This is a genomic window from Microbulbifer marinus (genome assembly GCF_900107725.1).
Classification (GTDB): Bacteria; Pseudomonadota; Gammaproteobacteria; order Pseudomonadales; family Cellvibrionaceae; genus Microbulbifer; species Microbulbifer marinus.
Genome location: NZ_FNQO01000001.1, coordinates 1,207,686 through 1,221,780, shown reverse-complemented (window position 1 = coordinate 1,221,780; position 14,095 = coordinate 1,207,686). Strand labels below are relative to the sequence as shown.

Sequence of the window (14,095 nt, the reverse complement as noted above, 5' to 3'; positions counted from 1 at the left end):
AACAATACCTGCCGGCAGTGCGTCCAGTAGCGAGACAAAACTGTCCGGTCACCACTTTTAATAACTCTCCGATATCCCTTTAGAACACGGATGCATTACCAGCGTGGCAATTCGGCCGCTCTGGAAAAATAGGCAAGGATGTCGAAGTTATCTGCTACCGATGACATTGCCCGCTGTGCAGAATTCACTGGCCGGAAAGGAGTAGGGCGGGCTTAGCGTCAGCGTAGCCGACCGGGAAAGATCCATTTTCGGCAAGTAAGGAATTTTGGTTTTCTGCGAGAGTGAATTCGGGAGGGCGTGGCGATGAGTCAGGCAATGATTAGTGAGCACACAACGGCACCGGCAGTGAGCCCGAGGTCGCTGCTGAAACTGCGATCAGCCTTCGAGATTGCCGGCGCGGTGACGTTCAGTCTGTTGGCTGGCCTGCCGGTATGGATCGCACTCGCGGGCTGGGTGTCCTACTACAGCCGCGGATCGTCGCTGCGCGACGGCGCCTATAACCTGGCCTGTTTGGTTACCGGGCTGGGAATCGGAATAGTCTCCCAGGCCGCGGCGGTGAAGTGGCATCCCGACCTCGGCATGCTGGCAATGCCGGCGGCACTGGTGTTCGCCGCCGCTAGCGTGTGGCTGATGAATGTTGTTACCGGTGTGAACAATTTTCGCAGCTACCTGATCGGTATAGCGGTGGTAATTGTCGCGGGTATGGATACATCACTGGACAGCTACTTGATGTTGACGGCGGCAGTGACCCTTGGCGCCTTTGTCGCGGCACTGCCGGATCTTATTCGCCAGAAGCGCGAATCGGAGGTTGAATGATGAAAAAGTTGAAAGCGAAGATTGGAACGGTCATCGATTTTCCTGCAGAGGCACTGCGCTCGCTGGTAGTCGACGCGGGATTGAGTCGCGCGCTGCGCATGCGGGCTGACAGAGCTGCTGCTTGTGGGAGTGGGATTTCTCAAGAGTGGCTGCTCGAAAACGAGGTTCCCCTCACCACCGTTGAGCGGGGCTGAGAGGTAGCGTTCTCCATAATTCGGGCCGGTAAGTTACAGGGCGGCATTCGTTAAGCGCACGAAGGTGTCGTCTCCGTGAGGGTATGAAGATGTGTAAGCGCGTGTTATTTGCCACTGTGATGGTTTTTGTCACCGCGCTGGCCTTTACCGGGCCTGCGGTATCTGAACAGGATCTGCAAACAGAATTACACAGCAGTCAGCTGTAACGCGTCGGCCTCTCCCGCCGACCTATTCCCCTTGAGGCCCCGAGCAATTTTCCGGCAGTGATAACCCCACACTGCCGGCAATCAGGGCCTCTTTTTTTTGCTTGGGCCACTTCTTGATCTGCATCTCCAGTCTCAACGCTTCGGACTTGTCCGCCACCGGCTGCTGAAAGACCAGCGACAGGGGGCCGCGCCCGCGCAGCGCCTTGGCCGCCTTGGGGCCGCCACTCTGGTGTTCGGCGAAACGGCGCTCCACATCGCAGGTGATACCCGTATACAGGCTGCCCGCGGCGGTGCGAATCAGATAAACAGACCAATTACTCAACAAACTGCTTCCACTGTTGTTCTGCCCCTATTGTCCGTCAGTGAGTGGCGAAGGGGAACCTGCGCTTCCCGGCTGGCTAAAACAGCGATTGCTGGTCGCCGGCTTGTGGCGGTGGGGCAAAGCGGCTGCAGTCCAGTGCCAGCCGACGACTGTTCAGATCGAGCTTGCGGCAGGCCACACGGAATCTTTGTTGCAGCAATTTCGCGAAGACGCCGGTGCCGGTCTGGCGCTGGGCAAAGTCGCTCTGGTAATCGCGACCGCCGCGGCTCTGCTGCACGATACTCATCACATGGGCGGCCCGCTCCGGATAGTGCACATCCAGCCACTGGCGAAATAGCGGCGCCACTTCGTGAGGCAGGCGCAGCAGTATGTAGGCGGCCTGGGTGGCACCGACGCCTGCCGACTCTGTAAGTATTGCTTCCAGCTCGCTGTCGTTGAGGGCGGGAATCATCGGTGCGGCCATGACGGCAGTCGGAATACCCGCGCGTGACAGGGCTTCCAGTGTGCGCAGTCGCGCTGCGGGGCCGGCGGTACGGGGTTCCAGCCTGCGCTTCAGGTCGTTGCTCAAGGTGGTCACACTGATGGCTACGTGGCACAGGTTGTCCCGCGCCATCTCCGCCAGCAGTGGTAGGTCGCGCAGAATCAGCTGACTCTTGGTGACGATGGTCACCGGCTGCCGGAAACGCTGCATCAATTGCAGCAATTCGCGGGTGATCCGCTTGTCTTTTTCCAGCGGCTGGTACGGATCCGTATTGGAACCCAGCGCAATCGGGCTGCACTGATAGCCATTTTTGCGCAGCGCCTGTTCCAGTAGCTCCCCCGCGTTGGGCTTGAAGAAAATGCGGCTTTCAAAATCCACCCCCGGGGACAGGTCCATATAGGCGTGGGCGGGGCGGGCGTAGCAGTAGATGCAGCCGTGTTCGCAACCGCGGTAGGGGTTGATCGACTGGCTGAATGGCAGGTCCGGCGAGCGATTGGTGGCGATAATGGTCTTGGCCTGCTCTGCGATGGCCTCTGTCGCTAGCCTTTCGAGTGGCTCCAGCTCCGTTTCCCAGCCATCGCTTTCACGGGTACTCACATGGGGCGCGAAACGGCCGGCGAGGTTGCTGGTGGCGCCGCGTCCGGTCCGGGGGCGCGGCGGGTTTGCGCGGTGGTCGTTGGCCATCGAGGTAAAGCTGTAAACTGTATGGATATACAGTTTAGGGCCTTCTGGCCTTCCGGCGCAAGGGGCGGTGATGTGCTCAGGAATCCAGCTCCGCGTCTTTGCGCTGGTCGAATTCCCCGGTCATGCTGCTGGCGCGGCCGTCATCGATGACCTGTCTGGCGCACTGGAAGATTTCCTTCTCCTCCTCGTCCATGTGGTGTTCCAGCAGTTCCTTCAGTTTTTCGAATTTCTGTATCCAGCCGCCACTCCCCATGTCCAGGTCGGCGAGCTCCTCGATGATATCCGCAGCCTCCTTGTGCTCGGCGATGCTGTGGCGGGCCTTGTCCTGGCCGGCCGGCTTTTCGATCAGGGCGGCGTAAAATACCTGCTCCTCCGCCGCAGCATGAGCCTCGGCCTCAGACCTGAACTCCCGCCACAGTGCGCGCCTGTCCGCACTGTCGCCCGACGTTTTCATGATGTCGGCAGCCAGACTGCGTTGTTTTTCGTGGTCTCGCTTCAGGCGTTCATAGATGTTCATCGGTACTCCACAGGCGATGTTGGTTTGAGGGTGGACGGGATATGGTAGAAGTTTAGGTTAGCCCTGGCGGGTGCGAATAATCAGCTACAGCTCGGATGTGTCGGCAGTTCAGTCCGTGAAGTCAGGCTGCGAGCCACGGCTAGCTGAGCGGCGGTAGCAGTGGCATTTTGTCATTGGCGGGCGGGGAACAGCCGCGAGCACGGGAGCTGAGGCTGAAATGTGGCTGCTCAGCGTAGTATTCTAGCGGGGACATAAACAGAGGACATGGTGTCCGGAGCAACGGTCTATGGATTTAGAAGCGGTAGATGCAATCCGCAGCTTTGCGGTGCAGGTATTGCAGATGTTCGCACTGTTGTTTGCGTTCGCGCTGGTGTTGTTGGTGCTCTATGTGGTCTACCTGTACCTGTCCGATATCAGCCAGACCAAACAGGCCATTCGCCGCAATTTTCCCGTACTCGGTCGCTTTCGCTACACGTTCGAACACCTGGGCGAGTTCTTCCGCCAGTACTTTTTCGCGCTTGACCGTGAGGAGCTGCCATTCAACCGCGCCCAGCGCAGCTGGGTCTACCGCGCGGCGAAGAATGTGGATTCCACTCTGGCTTTCGGTTCCACCCGGCCGCTCAACCAGCCCGGCGATGTGCTGTTCCTGAATCACCCTTTCCCGACCCTGGAAAAGGATGCAGTGCCGCCGCGGGAGATCACCGTCGGCGAGGGCTTTGCAAAAGAGCCCTACACCACCCGTTCGATCTTCAATATTTCCGGTATGAGTTTCGGCGCCCTGTCTGTGCCGGCCGTGACGGCGTTGTCCAAGGGGGCGGCCAAGGCGGGTATCTGGATGAACACCGGTGAAGGCGGTTTGTCCTCCCACCACCTGGCGGGCGGCTGCGATATCGTCTTCCAGATCGGTACCGCTAAATACGGTGTGCGCGATGCGGAGGGGAGGCTGTCGGACGCCAAGCTGCGCGAAGTGGCGGAGCGCCCGCAGGTAAAGATGATCGAACTGAAACTGTCCCAGGGCGCGAAGCCGGGCAAGGGCGGCATTCTGCCGGGTATCAAGGTCACCGAGGAAATCGCCCAAGTACGCGGTATTCCGGTGGGTATGGATTCCATCAGCCCCAATGGCCACCCGGAGTTCCACACCGTGGACGGTCTGCTGGATATGCTGCACCACATCCGCCAGGTGTCCGGCAAGCCCACCGGCTTCAAGTGCGTGATCGGCGTCAGTGACTGGCTGCACGAGATGTGCGAAAAAATCCAGCTGCGTGGACAGGAATACGCCCCGGACTTTATCACCATCGACAGCGCCGACGGCGGCAGCGGCGCGGCGCCGCAGAGCCTGATGGACTACATGGGGCTACCGATCAATCGCAGCCTGCCGATGGTGGTGGATCTGCTGGCAGATTACGGTCTGCGCGAAAGGATCAAGGTGATCTGTGCCGGCAAACTGCTGACCCCGTCGATGGTGGCCTGGGCGCTGGCCATGGGCGCCGACTTCGTCAATTGCGGGCGCGGCTTTATGTTCGCCCTCGGCTGCATCCAGGCGATGCAGTGCAACAAAAATACCTGTCCCACCGGTGTCACCACGCACAACCCGGACCTGCAGCAAGGCCTGGATCCGATGGACAAGGCAGAGCGGGTCTACAATTACGCGCGGAACATGTCCTATGAGGTGGGTACCATCGCCCATTCCTGCGGCGTGCCAGAACCGCGCCAGCTGCGGCGCCACCATGTTGAAGTGATTAACGAACGCGGGCTGGCAGTACCGCTCAGCGAAATGGTGCCCGAGGTGAAACCCAAATCGGTGATCGCGACGGACAGGGGAACGAAATAGTGGAGGGTGTCACCACCCTGGTAGGTCAGGGTCTCTACATGGCCACGGCGGCGGTCGTCGGCCTCGGCCTGGCCCGCATACTGCGCACCGACAATACCATCGGCTGCCTGATCGCCGGCGTGCTCGCCGGTATGCTACTGCCCGTGCTCAATTACGACACCGGGTTGCGCGCGGAAAATATCCACCAGTTGGTGTTTTTTGTCATTCTGCCCGTGCTGATCTTCGAGTCTGCCTGGCAGATTGAACCCAGGATACTAAAGCGCTGGCTGGGGCCGGTGCTGCTGTTCGCCACTGTCGGCGTCGTTATCTGCGCACTGCTGATCGCGTTGCTTACCTATTACGGTATCAACCATCCCACCGGTTTCCCGTGGGTTGCGGCGTTTTTGACCGGCGCGATCCTGGCTGCCACCGATCCGGTGGCGGTGGTTACCAAGATGCGTCAGAGCAACAGCAATGAAGACCTGCTGACGCTGGTGGAGGGGGAAAGCCTGTTCAACGACGCGGCGGCGATTGTGTTTTTTACCCTGGTACTGGGCGTCGCCAGCCACACGGTGATGGAGGGCGGCGCCAGTACCGGCGAGCCACTGCAGGGCGCGGGTACCATCGTGCTGTATTTTGCCGTGACTTTGTTTGGCGGCATTGCGGTGGGGCTGTTGTGTGGTCTGCTCACCGCGATTGTGGCGCTGTTTCTGCGCTCCGCCGGTGCGGCACTGACGACGCTGGTGCTGGCGGCCTTTGGCAGTTTCTATCTGGCCGAGCATGTGGTGCATGTGTCGGGCATCATATCGGTGATGGTCTGCGCCATCGTCGCCCGCGCCTGTCTGCGCGAGCAGAGCGAAACCTACCTGGTGCATGCCGAGCCCACCTGGGAGTGGCTCGGGTTGCTGTTCAGCGCGCTGATCTTCGTGATCATGGGGCTGACGATCACCTTCGAGATGTTTACCCAGCAATACCTGGCCATGCTGATTGCGATAGCCGCCGCCACCGGTGCCCGCGCACTGTCGATATTCATGATGGCGCCGCTGGCGCGCTTTATCGGTCCGCCGATTCCGAAGGCCTGGCGCCTGGTGCTGGGTTGGGGCGGGTTGCGCGGTGTCATCGCGGTGGCCCTGGTGCTGTCCCTGCCGGTGGAGCTGCCCTATTGGTGGACGGTCCAATCCATGGTGTTCGGCGTGGTGCTTTTCTCGCTGTTGCTACAGGGCACCAGCAGCGGCTGGCTGATCAGGAAGCTGGACCTGTAGGATTCACGATTCGTTGTCGGCTTCAGATGCCGAGCACGATAATGAGATCGTCACCCTCCACAGACACCCGGCGCAATGTCAGCCGGGCGGCCAGTTGGCGAATGTCGGTGGCTTTCAGCGTATAAATCGGGTGACGGCGGTAATACTCCTTGAGTGCCGCCTCGATCACCATCCGTGTTCTTTCCGTCTGTTTGTCGGGCAGGCCCTCCAGTGACAGGCGATCGATTTTCAGGTCCTGCAAGTGGAATTCGCCCGTCGCCGGTACGTAGTGCGGTAGCCCGGAAATGTCCACCGAGCCGCGGAATACACGCTTGTCATCCGTGGCGTCGATACGCAACGCAACGTCCATCCCTGCGACAATGCGGCCGCTGTCCTCAACCAGGTCAACGCGCGGATTATCCAGCGTAAGTTCAAAAATGGTGAGGTAAGACTTGCTGACCGGCAGGCCCTTGGCCAGATTCTGCTGTATTTCCGCTTCGGGAATTTTTACTGTGTACTCTTTGCCGGAATAGAACAGATAGGCGGCGACAGCCAGTGCCAGCAGCGCTGCCGCAATCACTGCGATGACTCTTGCCATGGGCCCGCTCCCGCACGGTTGTCTGTGTCTCAGGCATTTTCCTCTATTTCTGCAGTATAGGTTCCGGCGGTAGCGGGACCGACAGCGGATAATGCCTGTATCGGCTTTATTTTCTGATTGGGCGTAGACAAACGAAGGCAGAAACGGGCTGCAGTAGAGGGGCAGTGGAGCTGTAAGGAGGAGAGGAGTGCCCGATCGCGGTCGGTGGCCGCGATCGGCGTGTGGCATTACTGCCAGTTCAGGATTACCTTGCCGGATTCGCCTGAACCCATCGTATCGAAACCCTGCTGGAAGTCGTCAACACTGAACTGGTGGGTGATCATCGGTGTCAGGTCGAGACCAGACTGAATCAGGCTCGCCATCTTGTACCAGGTCTCGAACATCTCGCGACCGTAGATCCCCTTGATGATCAGTCCCTTGAAGATGACCTGGCTCCAGTCAATTGCCATTTCGCCGGCGGGAATACCCAGCATTGCGATCTTGCCGCCGTGGTTCATCGCGGACAGCATATCGCGAAACGCCACCGGGACGCCGGACATTTCCAGGCCCACGTCGAAGCCCTCGGTCATGCCGATTTCCTGCATTACGTCCGGCAGCTTTTCCCTGCTGACGTTGACGGTGCGGGTCGCGCCCATTTTCTGTGCCAGATCCAGCCGGTAATCGTTGATATCGGTAATCACCACATGGCGCGCACCCACATGGCGGGCGACCGCCGCGGCCATGATGCCGATCGGGCCGGCGCCGGTGATCAGTACATCTTCGCCCACGAGGTCGAAAGACAGCGCCGTGTGCACGGCGTTGCCGAAGGGGTCGAAAATAGAGGCCAGGTCGTCGGAAATATTGTCGGGGATCTTGAACGCATTCAGGGCCGGGATCACCAGGTATTCGGCAAAAGCGCCCTGGCGGTCCACACCGACACCATAGGTGTTGCGGCACAGGTGGCGGCGGCCGGCGCGGCAGTTGCGGCAGTGGCCACAGGTGATATGGCCCTCGCCGGAAACGCGATCGCCCACTTCAAAGCCGGCCACTTCCTGGCCCATGCCCACGACCTCACCGACGTATTCATGGCCGACCACCATGGGTACCGGAATGGTCTTCTGCGACCACTCGTCCCAGTGGTAGATGTGCATGTCGGTGCCGCAGATGGCGGTCTTGCGGATCTTGATCAGCAGGTCGTTGTGCCCGGGTTCCGGCACGTCGACGTCGGTCAGCCAGATACCGGGTTCGGATTTCAGTTTGGACAGTGCTTTCATAGTTCTTCCTGACTCTGGGGCGGCGATCGGCCGGCCAGCACAAGGCCCGGCTTCCGCTTGTGGCAGAACCCGGGCCGCAGTAAATCAATGGGTTAAATGATATTGAGTTCCTTGCCGACTTCCACGAAGGCGTCGATGCACTGATCGAGCTGCTCCTTCGTGTGCGCGGCCGACATCTGGGTGCGGATGCGGGCCTGGCCCTTCGGCACTACCGGGTAGAAGAAGCCGACCACATAGATGCCGCGCTCGAGCATCTTGTCGGCCATCTTCTGGGCCAGTGCAGCATCGCCGATCATCACCGGAATGATCGGGTGGTCGGCGCCGGCCAAGTTAAAGCCCGCGTCAGACATGCGCTTGCGGAAGTAGGCGGAGTTTTCCCGCAGCTGTTCCCGCAGCGCGCCGCCCTCCATCAGCATGTCGAGGACTTTCAGCGACGCGGTAACGATCGCCGGCGCCACCGAGTTGGAGAAGAGGTAAGGGCGCGAGCGTTGGCGCAGCAAATCGATGATTTCCTTGCGTCCCGAGGTAAAACCGCCGGAGGCACCGCCGAGGGCCTTGCCCAGAGTGCCAGTGATGATATCGACGCGATCGATCACATCACAGTACTCGTGGGTGCCACGACCGTGTTCGCCGAGGAAACCCACCGCGTGGGAATCGTCCACCATGACCAGTGCGTTGTACCGGTCGGCCAAATCGCAGACGGTTTTCAGGTCGGCGATCACGCCGTCCATGGAGAAGACGCCATCGGTGGCGATCAGTTTGGTTTTCGCGCCCTCGGCATCCGCCGCCTGCAGCTGCTTTTCCAGATCCGCCATATCGTTGTTGGCGTAGCGATAGCGTTTCGCTTTGCACAGGCGCACGCCGTCGATAATGGAAGCGTGGTTCAGCGCGTCGGAAATGATCGCGTCATCCGGATCCAGCAGGGTTTCGAACAGGCCGCCGTTGGCGTCGAAACAGGAAGTGTAAAGAATGGTGTCTTCGGTGTGCAGGAATTCGGACAGGCGCGATTCCAGCGCCTTGTGAATGTCCTGGGTGCCGCAGATAAAGCGCACGGATGCCATGCCGAAGCCGTACTGGTCGAGGCCGTCTTTGGCGGCCTGGATCAGGTCCGGGTGATTGGCCAGTCCCAGGTAATTGTTGGCGCAGAAGTTCAGCACCTGGGTATCGTTGTTGACCTGGATTTCCGCCGCCTGCTGCGAGGTGATGATGCGCTCGCGCTTGTAGAGGCCGTCGGCATCGATCTGTTTCAGTTCGTCGCGCAGGTGCTGGAAGAATTGTTCTGGCTTGGACATGATATTGTTGTTAGCTCCTCGGTTTGGCGCTTGTGACGCTGGGGCGCGCTTGTGGCACAAGTCTAGTTGTCATCCCGCCAGTTCGCAGGCCTTGTGGGCCGTTACCGGTTGGTCGCTGGCGCGGCAATTGGTGGCGAATTTTAACGCCTCTTCCGCAGTATCGAACAGTAGTTGCCACAGCAGCTGGTGGTCGCCTCGTCTCACCGCGCGTACGGCGGTGCGGCTTCGCTGGTTGGCAATCTGGATTTCGATAACGTCTTTGCTGGAAAGCAGTGATTCGGACATGGTCCCTCCAATACTCATATCTTGAGTACTCATACCTTGAATAAAAGGCTTGGAGGGCTGACGTGGAAGCGGCGAAGGTTCATTCGCTCAATCCGGTTGGATTACCCGGTGCCTGCAATTGGCACTGTCGAGTCCCATCCCCTCTGCATACTGCGAAAGGGAAACCACCTTGCCCCGGTTGGCAGGTTGGCGTTGGCGTCAGCCACTCTCTTGATGTGGGGGCAAAGATAGCGGGGCGCGGATAGGCAGTCAAGCGCTTGCGGCTCGGTAGAGTGCGCCGCCGCCGAATGGCGACGGCGCAGCAGTTTATGCCGGCAGTTGCACGGATTTCAGTTCGATAAACTCGTCCAGGCCGGCCTCGCCGAACTCGCGCCCGTTGCCGGAACGCTTGTAGCCGCCGAAGGGTGCGTCGTAATTGAACTCGCCGCCGTTGACGAAGCACAGACCCGCCTCGATACGGCGCACGACTGGCATGGCGCTGTCGGCATCCTTGGCCCAGACGCCGCTGGACAGGCCGTACTCGGTGTCGTTGGCGATGGCGATGGCCTCGTCCATATCCTGGTAGGGGATCAGGCAGGTGACCGGACCGAAGATCTCCTCGCGGGCGATAGCCATGTCATTGGACACGTCGGCAAACACGGTTGGCTTGACATAGAAGCCCTTGTCAAAGCCCTCCGGCGCCTCGGCACCGCCGGTCACCAGGCGCGCACCCTCGGCCACACCCTTCTCGATATAGCCGCGGACTATTTCGCGCTGGCGCTGGGAACACAGCGGCCCCATAAAGGCGTCCGCACCGGTTCCGATCGCCACTTCCTCCGCCACCTTCTTGGCGATCTCCACCGCCTCGTCGTAGCGCTCTGCCGGTACCAGCATGCGGGTCAGGGCGGTGCAGGTCTGGCCGCTGTTGATGAATACGTCCTCACAGCCCCAGCGCACTGCGGCTTCCAAGTCGGCATCCGGGGTGATGATCAGCGGCGACTTGCCGCCCAGCTCCTGGGTTACGCGTTTGACCGTGGGCGCGGCGGCCTTGGCCACTTCGACACCCGCGCGGGTGGAGCCGGTGAAGGACACCATATCGATATCCGGGTGTGCGGACAGCGCCGCGCCGACAATGGGGCCGGCGCCGGGCACCAGGTTGAAGACGCCCGGCGGCAGGCCGACGGAGGCGATGATCTCCGCCATCACGTAGTCCTGCAGCGGGGTGATTTCCGACGGCTTGGCGATCATTGTGCAGCCGGCGGCCAGCGCCGGCGCCACCTTGCCGACGAACTGGTGCAGCGGGTAGTTCCACGGCGTGATAAAGCCGCAGACGCCAATCGGCTCGCGGATCAGCAGCGAGTGGCCGACCTTCTCGGTTTTTTCCATCAGCGCCGCGCGCTCGGCGTAGTAGCGCACCGCATAGATGGGGCCGTCGATATGCAGCCACTTGGTGATATGCTCCGGGCAGCCCAGCGCCTGGGAGACCGCCTGAATCAGGTCTTCCTTGCGTTTTTCCATGCCGTCGGCGATGGCATTCAGGAAGGCGGCGCGCTCGGCGGCCGTAGTGTTGCGCCAGCTGTTGAAGGCAGTTCTGGCCGCGGCGACCGCTCTATCCACGTCTGCCACTGAGCCCTGCACGACTTCGCAGATAACTTCCTCGGTGGCCGGATTGAGTACGGCGTGCATGTCGCCGCCGTCGGAATCCTGCCACTCGCCGTTGATAAACAGTTTATCGGTGTTCAGTTTGCTGAAATCTGTCATAACGCAATTCCGTTGGTCGCGCGCTTCACGGCGCGGTTATTTCGATCAGGGTCGGTGTCTTTCTGTTCAGGGCCTCGGCCACAGCCGCGCCCAGCTGTTCCGGGCGCTCGATCCGGCAGCCCTCGGCACCGAAGGATTTGGCCAGGGCGACAAAGTCCGGCGTACGCAGGTTGACGCCCTCTTGCGGCACTTCGGCACCGTCCATAAAGTCGCGGATTTCTCCATAGCCGGAGTTGTTCCACACCAGAATCGGCAGTGCCAGCTGCTGTTCTACGGCCACCGCCAGTTCCCCGAGGGTGAACATCAGGCCGCCATCGCCGATCAGCGCCAGTACATCGCGCTCACTGGACAGTTTGGCGCCCACGGCGGCGGGCAGGGCGAAGCCCAGGGTGCCGTAGCCGGTGGTGCAGGTGATATGGCTGCGCGCGCTGTACAGGGGCAGGGCGTGGTTGGTGTTGTAGGCCAGCTGGGTGGAGTCGGTTACCAGTATGCCGTCGTCCGGCAGAGCCTTGCGCAGTGCCTCGACCCAGGGGAAACGCTCCTCGGAGCCGCCCCACCACTCCTTGCGGCAGTCCTGTACCGTCTGTGCCAGCTGCTGTTCCGCTGCCTCTCGCGCGCTGTCGTTGCCGGGCGCCAGTGCCGCGTTCAGCTGCTGCAGGGTTTCGCCGGCATCGGCGCAGATCGCCAGGTCCGGATTGGCGTTACAGACCAGTTGCGCCGGGTCGATATCCACGCGGATCACCTTGCCCTTGAACGCGTAATTGTCGCGCACCAGGTTGCGGTCGGTCTCCGCGAGCTCGGTTGCCACCGCCAGCACCACGTCGGCGTTCTCCACTCGCTCGCGGACGCAGTCGAAGCTCAGGTTGGCGCCGCCACACAGCGGATGGCGCTCATCGACGATGCCCTTGGCGGCCAGGGACAGAAATACCGGCGCCGCCAGCTTCTCCGCGATCTGGGTGGCGTCGCGGCCACACGCCTGGGCGCCGCCGCCGAGTAAAATCACCGGGCGCTCCGCGTTCTGCAGCCATTCGGCCGCAGTGGCCACCGCGGCGCTGCTGGCGGCGGGCAACTGGGCCGCGGGGCTGGCCCGGTAGTCCTCCAGGCGGCCGGGCATCGGCGCCGGGAACAGATCGATGGGGATCTCGATATGCACCGGTCCCGGGCGGCTGGAGGACAGCAATTGAAAGGCGCGCGCGAGAACTTCCGGCAGTTGTTCGGCCTCGGTCAGCGAGTGTTGCCAGATGCAGAAACCGCGACTGACATCGCTCTGGCGCGGCAGCTCGTGCAGGCGGCCGCGGCCCATACCCAAGTCCTCGCGGCGATTGACTGCCGAGATCACCAGCATCGGCACCGAGTCCGAGTAGGCCTGGGCCATGGCAGTGGCGGCATTGGTCAGGCCCGGTCCGGTGATCAGGAAACAGACACCGGGTTTGCCGCTGGCGCGTGCATAGCCGTCCGCCATAAACGCGGCGCCCTGTTCATGGCGCGGGGTGATGTGTTGCAGATCGCTGCCGGGCAGGCCCCGATACAGTTCGATGGTGTGAACGCCGGGAATACCGAAAACTTTTTCCACCTGGTATCCGCGCAGCAGTCGCATGAGTACCTGGGCGCATGAGGGTGCAGAGGACATATCCGCTGTGTTCCTTGTTCTTGTAAAAGTGCAACGAGACTAGCGGCCCGCCGGAGGGCGTGCAAGCGCCCGCAGACTCTGCATTTGGCGGGTGAAAATCGCAGGATAATTGAGAATCGACACCGGTCGCGAAAGGAAATTTGTGCGACAGGCGCCGATAGAGGCCGATTGGGAAATGGACGCAGACTAAGTAAACTTAAGACCCGATAATCCGTGGGGCTATGTCTGTTGCTACCGGGTATCGTGTCAGGAGGGCTGGCATGGCCCGCGCCGCTATTCGCACGCCGTGAACACCCGCGGCCAGCGGCGCCCCCCAGTTTCGCATTGGTCCGGCATTGCAACTGCCGGGCCGATAACTGCTGAGAAACCAAGGAAATAAAGTAATGGAAATCGATCAATGGCGCCGGGAGTACCTGCGCGGCGGCCTGCGCCGCGCCGACCTGAAGTCAACGCCGATAGAGCAATTTCGCCAGTGGCTGAGTGAGGCGGTGGAGGCAGAGCTGTCCGACCCCAGTTCAATGTGCCTCGCCACGGCCGACGCCAGCGGCCAACCGTCGCAGCGCATCGTGTTGCTGAAGGGCTTCGACGAACGCGGCTTCACTTTTTACACCAACCTGGAGAGCCACAAGGCGCGGGACATAGCGTCCAACCCCAAGGTTTCCCTGTTGTTCCCGTGGCAGTCGCTGGAACGGCAGGTGATTGTGTACGGCCGGGCGGTGCAGGTTGACCGGGAGGAGACGCTGGCCTATTTCCGCACCCGTCCGCGCGACAGTCAGCTGGCGGCCTGGGCATCGCAGCAGAGCGATCCGATACCCTCCCGCGAGCAGTTACAAAAACAGTTTGACGCGGTGAAATCCCAATATGGCGAGGACGAGATTCCGCTGCCGGATTTCTGGGGCGGCTACCGGGTGCTGCCGGATGCGGTGGAGTTCTGGCAGGGCGGAGCGAGCCGCCTGCACGATCGCTTTATCTACCGCGCCGAAGAGGCCGGTCAGTGGACCGTGGAGCGATTGTCGCCCTGAGCCC

14 protein-coding genes and 1 riboswitch are annotated in these 14,095 nt (G+C 61.2%); of the genes, 5 read left to right on the top strand and 9 right to left on the bottom strand.

Annotated elements, in window-relative coordinates; genetic code table 11:
* The first annotated feature begins 303 nt into the window (after positions 1–303).
* Both BLW36_RS05285 and BLW36_RS05280 read left to right on the top strand, forming a co-directional pair.
* Positions 304–816: a DUF1097 domain-containing protein gene (locus tag BLW36_RS05285; protein WP_091385861.1), complete on the top strand. Its 513-nt coding sequence runs from the start codon at positions 304–306 to the stop codon at positions 814–816.
* The gene (locus BLW36_RS05280; RefSeq protein WP_091385858.1) at positions 813–1,010 is read left to right on the top strand and encodes a hypothetical protein; all 198 of its coding nucleotides are present in this window, start codon (positions 813–815) and stop codon (positions 1,008–1,010) included. Before BLW36_RS05285 ends, BLW36_RS05280 begins: the two co-directional genes overlap by 4 nt.
* Before the next feature lie 228 nt (positions 1,011–1,238).
* Here BLW36_RS05280 and BLW36_RS05275 read toward each other — a convergent pair whose 3' ends face one another.
* The 3 genes from BLW36_RS05275 to BLW36_RS05265 form a co-directional block, all read right to left on the bottom strand.
* Positions 1,239–1,538 (bottom strand): GIY-YIG nuclease family protein, encoded by a 300-nt coding sequence (locus BLW36_RS05275; protein WP_139304821.1) that lies wholly within the window; start codon positions 1,536–1,538, stop codon positions 1,239–1,241.
* Between the two features lie 76 nt (positions 1,539–1,614).
* Positions 1,615–2,703 (bottom strand): PA0069 family radical SAM protein, encoded by a 1,089-nt coding sequence (locus tag BLW36_RS05270; protein WP_091385853.1) that lies wholly within the window; start codon positions 2,701–2,703, stop codon positions 1,615–1,617.
* Positions 2,704–2,779: 76 nt separating this feature from the next.
* Entirely contained in the window at positions 2,780–3,220 is a 441-nt protein-coding gene (locus BLW36_RS05265) for a hemerythrin domain-containing protein (RefSeq protein WP_091385851.1), read from the bottom strand.
* Positions 3,221–3,506: 286 nt separating this feature from the next.
* Here BLW36_RS05265 and BLW36_RS05260 point away from each other — a divergent pair, with 286 nt between their 5' ends.
* Together BLW36_RS05260 and BLW36_RS05255 are read left to right on the top strand one after the other, a co-directional pair.
* Positions 3,507–5,051, top strand: coding sequence for an FMN-binding glutamate synthase family protein (locus BLW36_RS05260; protein ID WP_091385849.1), 1,545 nt, complete (start codon positions 3,507–3,509; stop codon positions 5,049–5,051).
* Positions 5,051–6,292 carry a cation:proton antiporter gene (locus BLW36_RS05255; RefSeq protein ID WP_091385848.1) on the top strand — a complete coding sequence of 414 codons (1,242 nt, stop codon included), beginning with the start codon at positions 5,051–5,053 and terminating at the stop codon, positions 6,290–6,292. The genes BLW36_RS05260 and BLW36_RS05255 overlap by 1 nt, the downstream gene beginning before the upstream one ends.
* Positions 6,293–6,314: 22 nt before the next feature.
* Here BLW36_RS05255 and BLW36_RS05250 read toward each other — a convergent pair whose 3' ends face one another.
* The 6 genes from BLW36_RS05250 to BLW36_RS05225 form a co-directional block, all read right to left on the bottom strand.
* On the bottom strand, positions 6,315–6,869 hold the full coding sequence (locus tag BLW36_RS05250; protein ID WP_170833120.1) for a DUF1439 domain-containing protein: 555 nt from the start codon (positions 6,867–6,869) through the stop codon (positions 6,315–6,317).
* Between the two features lie 227 nt (positions 6,870–7,096).
* Positions 7,097–8,122 carry an L-threonine 3-dehydrogenase gene (gene tdh, locus BLW36_RS05245; RefSeq protein ID WP_091385844.1) on the bottom strand — a complete coding sequence of 342 codons (1,026 nt, stop codon included), beginning with the start codon at positions 8,120–8,122 and terminating at the stop codon, positions 7,097–7,099.
* A gap of 92 nt (positions 8,123–8,214) precedes the next feature.
* Complete coding sequence (locus tag BLW36_RS05240; protein WP_091385842.1) at positions 8,215–9,414, bottom strand: glycine C-acetyltransferase; 1,200 nt, start codon at positions 9,412–9,414, stop codon at positions 8,215–8,217.
* 69 nt (positions 9,415–9,483) lie between these two features.
* On the bottom strand, positions 9,484–9,699 hold the full coding sequence (locus BLW36_RS05235) for a hypothetical protein (protein WP_091385840.1): 216 nt from the start codon (positions 9,697–9,699) through the stop codon (positions 9,484–9,486).
* A gap of 87 nt (positions 9,700–9,786) precedes the next feature.
* Positions 9,787–9,921, bottom strand: a riboswitch (SAM-I-IV-variant riboswitch).
* Positions 9,922–10,005: 84 nt separating this feature from the next.
* Positions 10,006–11,439, bottom strand: coding sequence for an aldehyde dehydrogenase family protein (locus tag BLW36_RS05230; protein ID WP_091385838.1), 1,434 nt, complete (start codon positions 11,437–11,439; stop codon positions 10,006–10,008).
* Positions 11,440–11,464: 25 nt separating this feature from the next.
* The gene (locus BLW36_RS05225) at positions 11,465–13,069 is read right to left on the bottom strand and encodes a 5-guanidino-2-oxopentanoate decarboxylase (RefSeq protein WP_091385836.1); all 1,605 of its coding nucleotides are present in this window, start codon (positions 13,067–13,069) and stop codon (positions 11,465–11,467) included.
* Between the two features lie 383 nt (positions 13,070–13,452).
* Here BLW36_RS05225 and pdxH point away from each other — a divergent pair, with 383 nt between their 5' ends.
* Positions 13,453–14,091: a pyridoxamine 5'-phosphate oxidase gene (gene pdxH, locus BLW36_RS05220; RefSeq protein WP_091385834.1), complete on the top strand. Its 639-nt coding sequence runs from the start codon at positions 13,453–13,455 to the stop codon at positions 14,089–14,091.
* Positions 14,092–14,095 lie beyond the last annotated feature (4 nt).

Excerpts from the sequence above, each read along its gene's own strand:
- pdxH (WP_091385834.1), top strand. The coding sequence starts at position 13,453 with ATGGAAATCGATCAATGGCGCCGGGAGTACCTGCGCGGCGGCCTGCGC.
- BLW36_RS05285 (WP_091385861.1), top strand. The coding sequence starts at position 304 with ATGAGTCAGGCAATGATTAGTGAGCACACAACGGCACCGGCAGTGAGC.
- BLW36_RS05240 (WP_091385842.1), bottom strand. The coding sequence starts at position 9,414 with ATGTCCAAGCCAGAACAATTCTTCCAGCACCTGCGCGACGAACTGAAA.
- BLW36_RS05265 (WP_091385851.1), bottom strand. The coding sequence starts at position 3,220 with ATGAACATCTATGAACGCCTGAAGCGAGACCACGAAAAACAACGCAGT.
- BLW36_RS05280 (WP_091385858.1), top strand. The coding sequence starts at position 813 with ATGATGAAAAAGTTGAAAGCGAAGATTGGAACGGTCATCGATTTTCCT.
- BLW36_RS05270 (WP_091385853.1), bottom strand. The coding sequence starts at position 2,703 with ATGGCCAACGACCACCGCGCAAACCCGCCGCGCCCCCGGACCGGACGC.
- BLW36_RS05235 (WP_091385840.1), bottom strand. The coding sequence starts at position 9,699 with ATGTCCGAATCACTGCTTTCCAGCAAAGACGTTATCGAAATCCAGATT.
- tdh (WP_091385844.1), bottom strand. The coding sequence starts at position 8,122 with ATGAAAGCACTGTCCAAACTGAAATCCGAACCCGGTATCTGGCTGACC.
- BLW36_RS05250 (WP_170833120.1), bottom strand. The coding sequence starts at position 6,869 with ATGGCAAGAGTCATCGCAGTGATTGCGGCAGCGCTGCTGGCACTGGCT.
- BLW36_RS05260 (WP_091385849.1), top strand. The coding sequence starts at position 3,507 with ATGGATTTAGAAGCGGTAGATGCAATCCGCAGCTTTGCGGTGCAGGTA.
- BLW36_RS05230 (WP_091385838.1), bottom strand. The coding sequence starts at position 11,439 with ATGACAGATTTCAGCAAACTGAACACCGATAAACTGTTTATCAACGGC.
- BLW36_RS05225 (WP_091385836.1), bottom strand. The coding sequence starts at position 13,069 with ATGTCCTCTGCACCCTCATGCGCCCAGGTACTCATGCGACTGCTGCGC.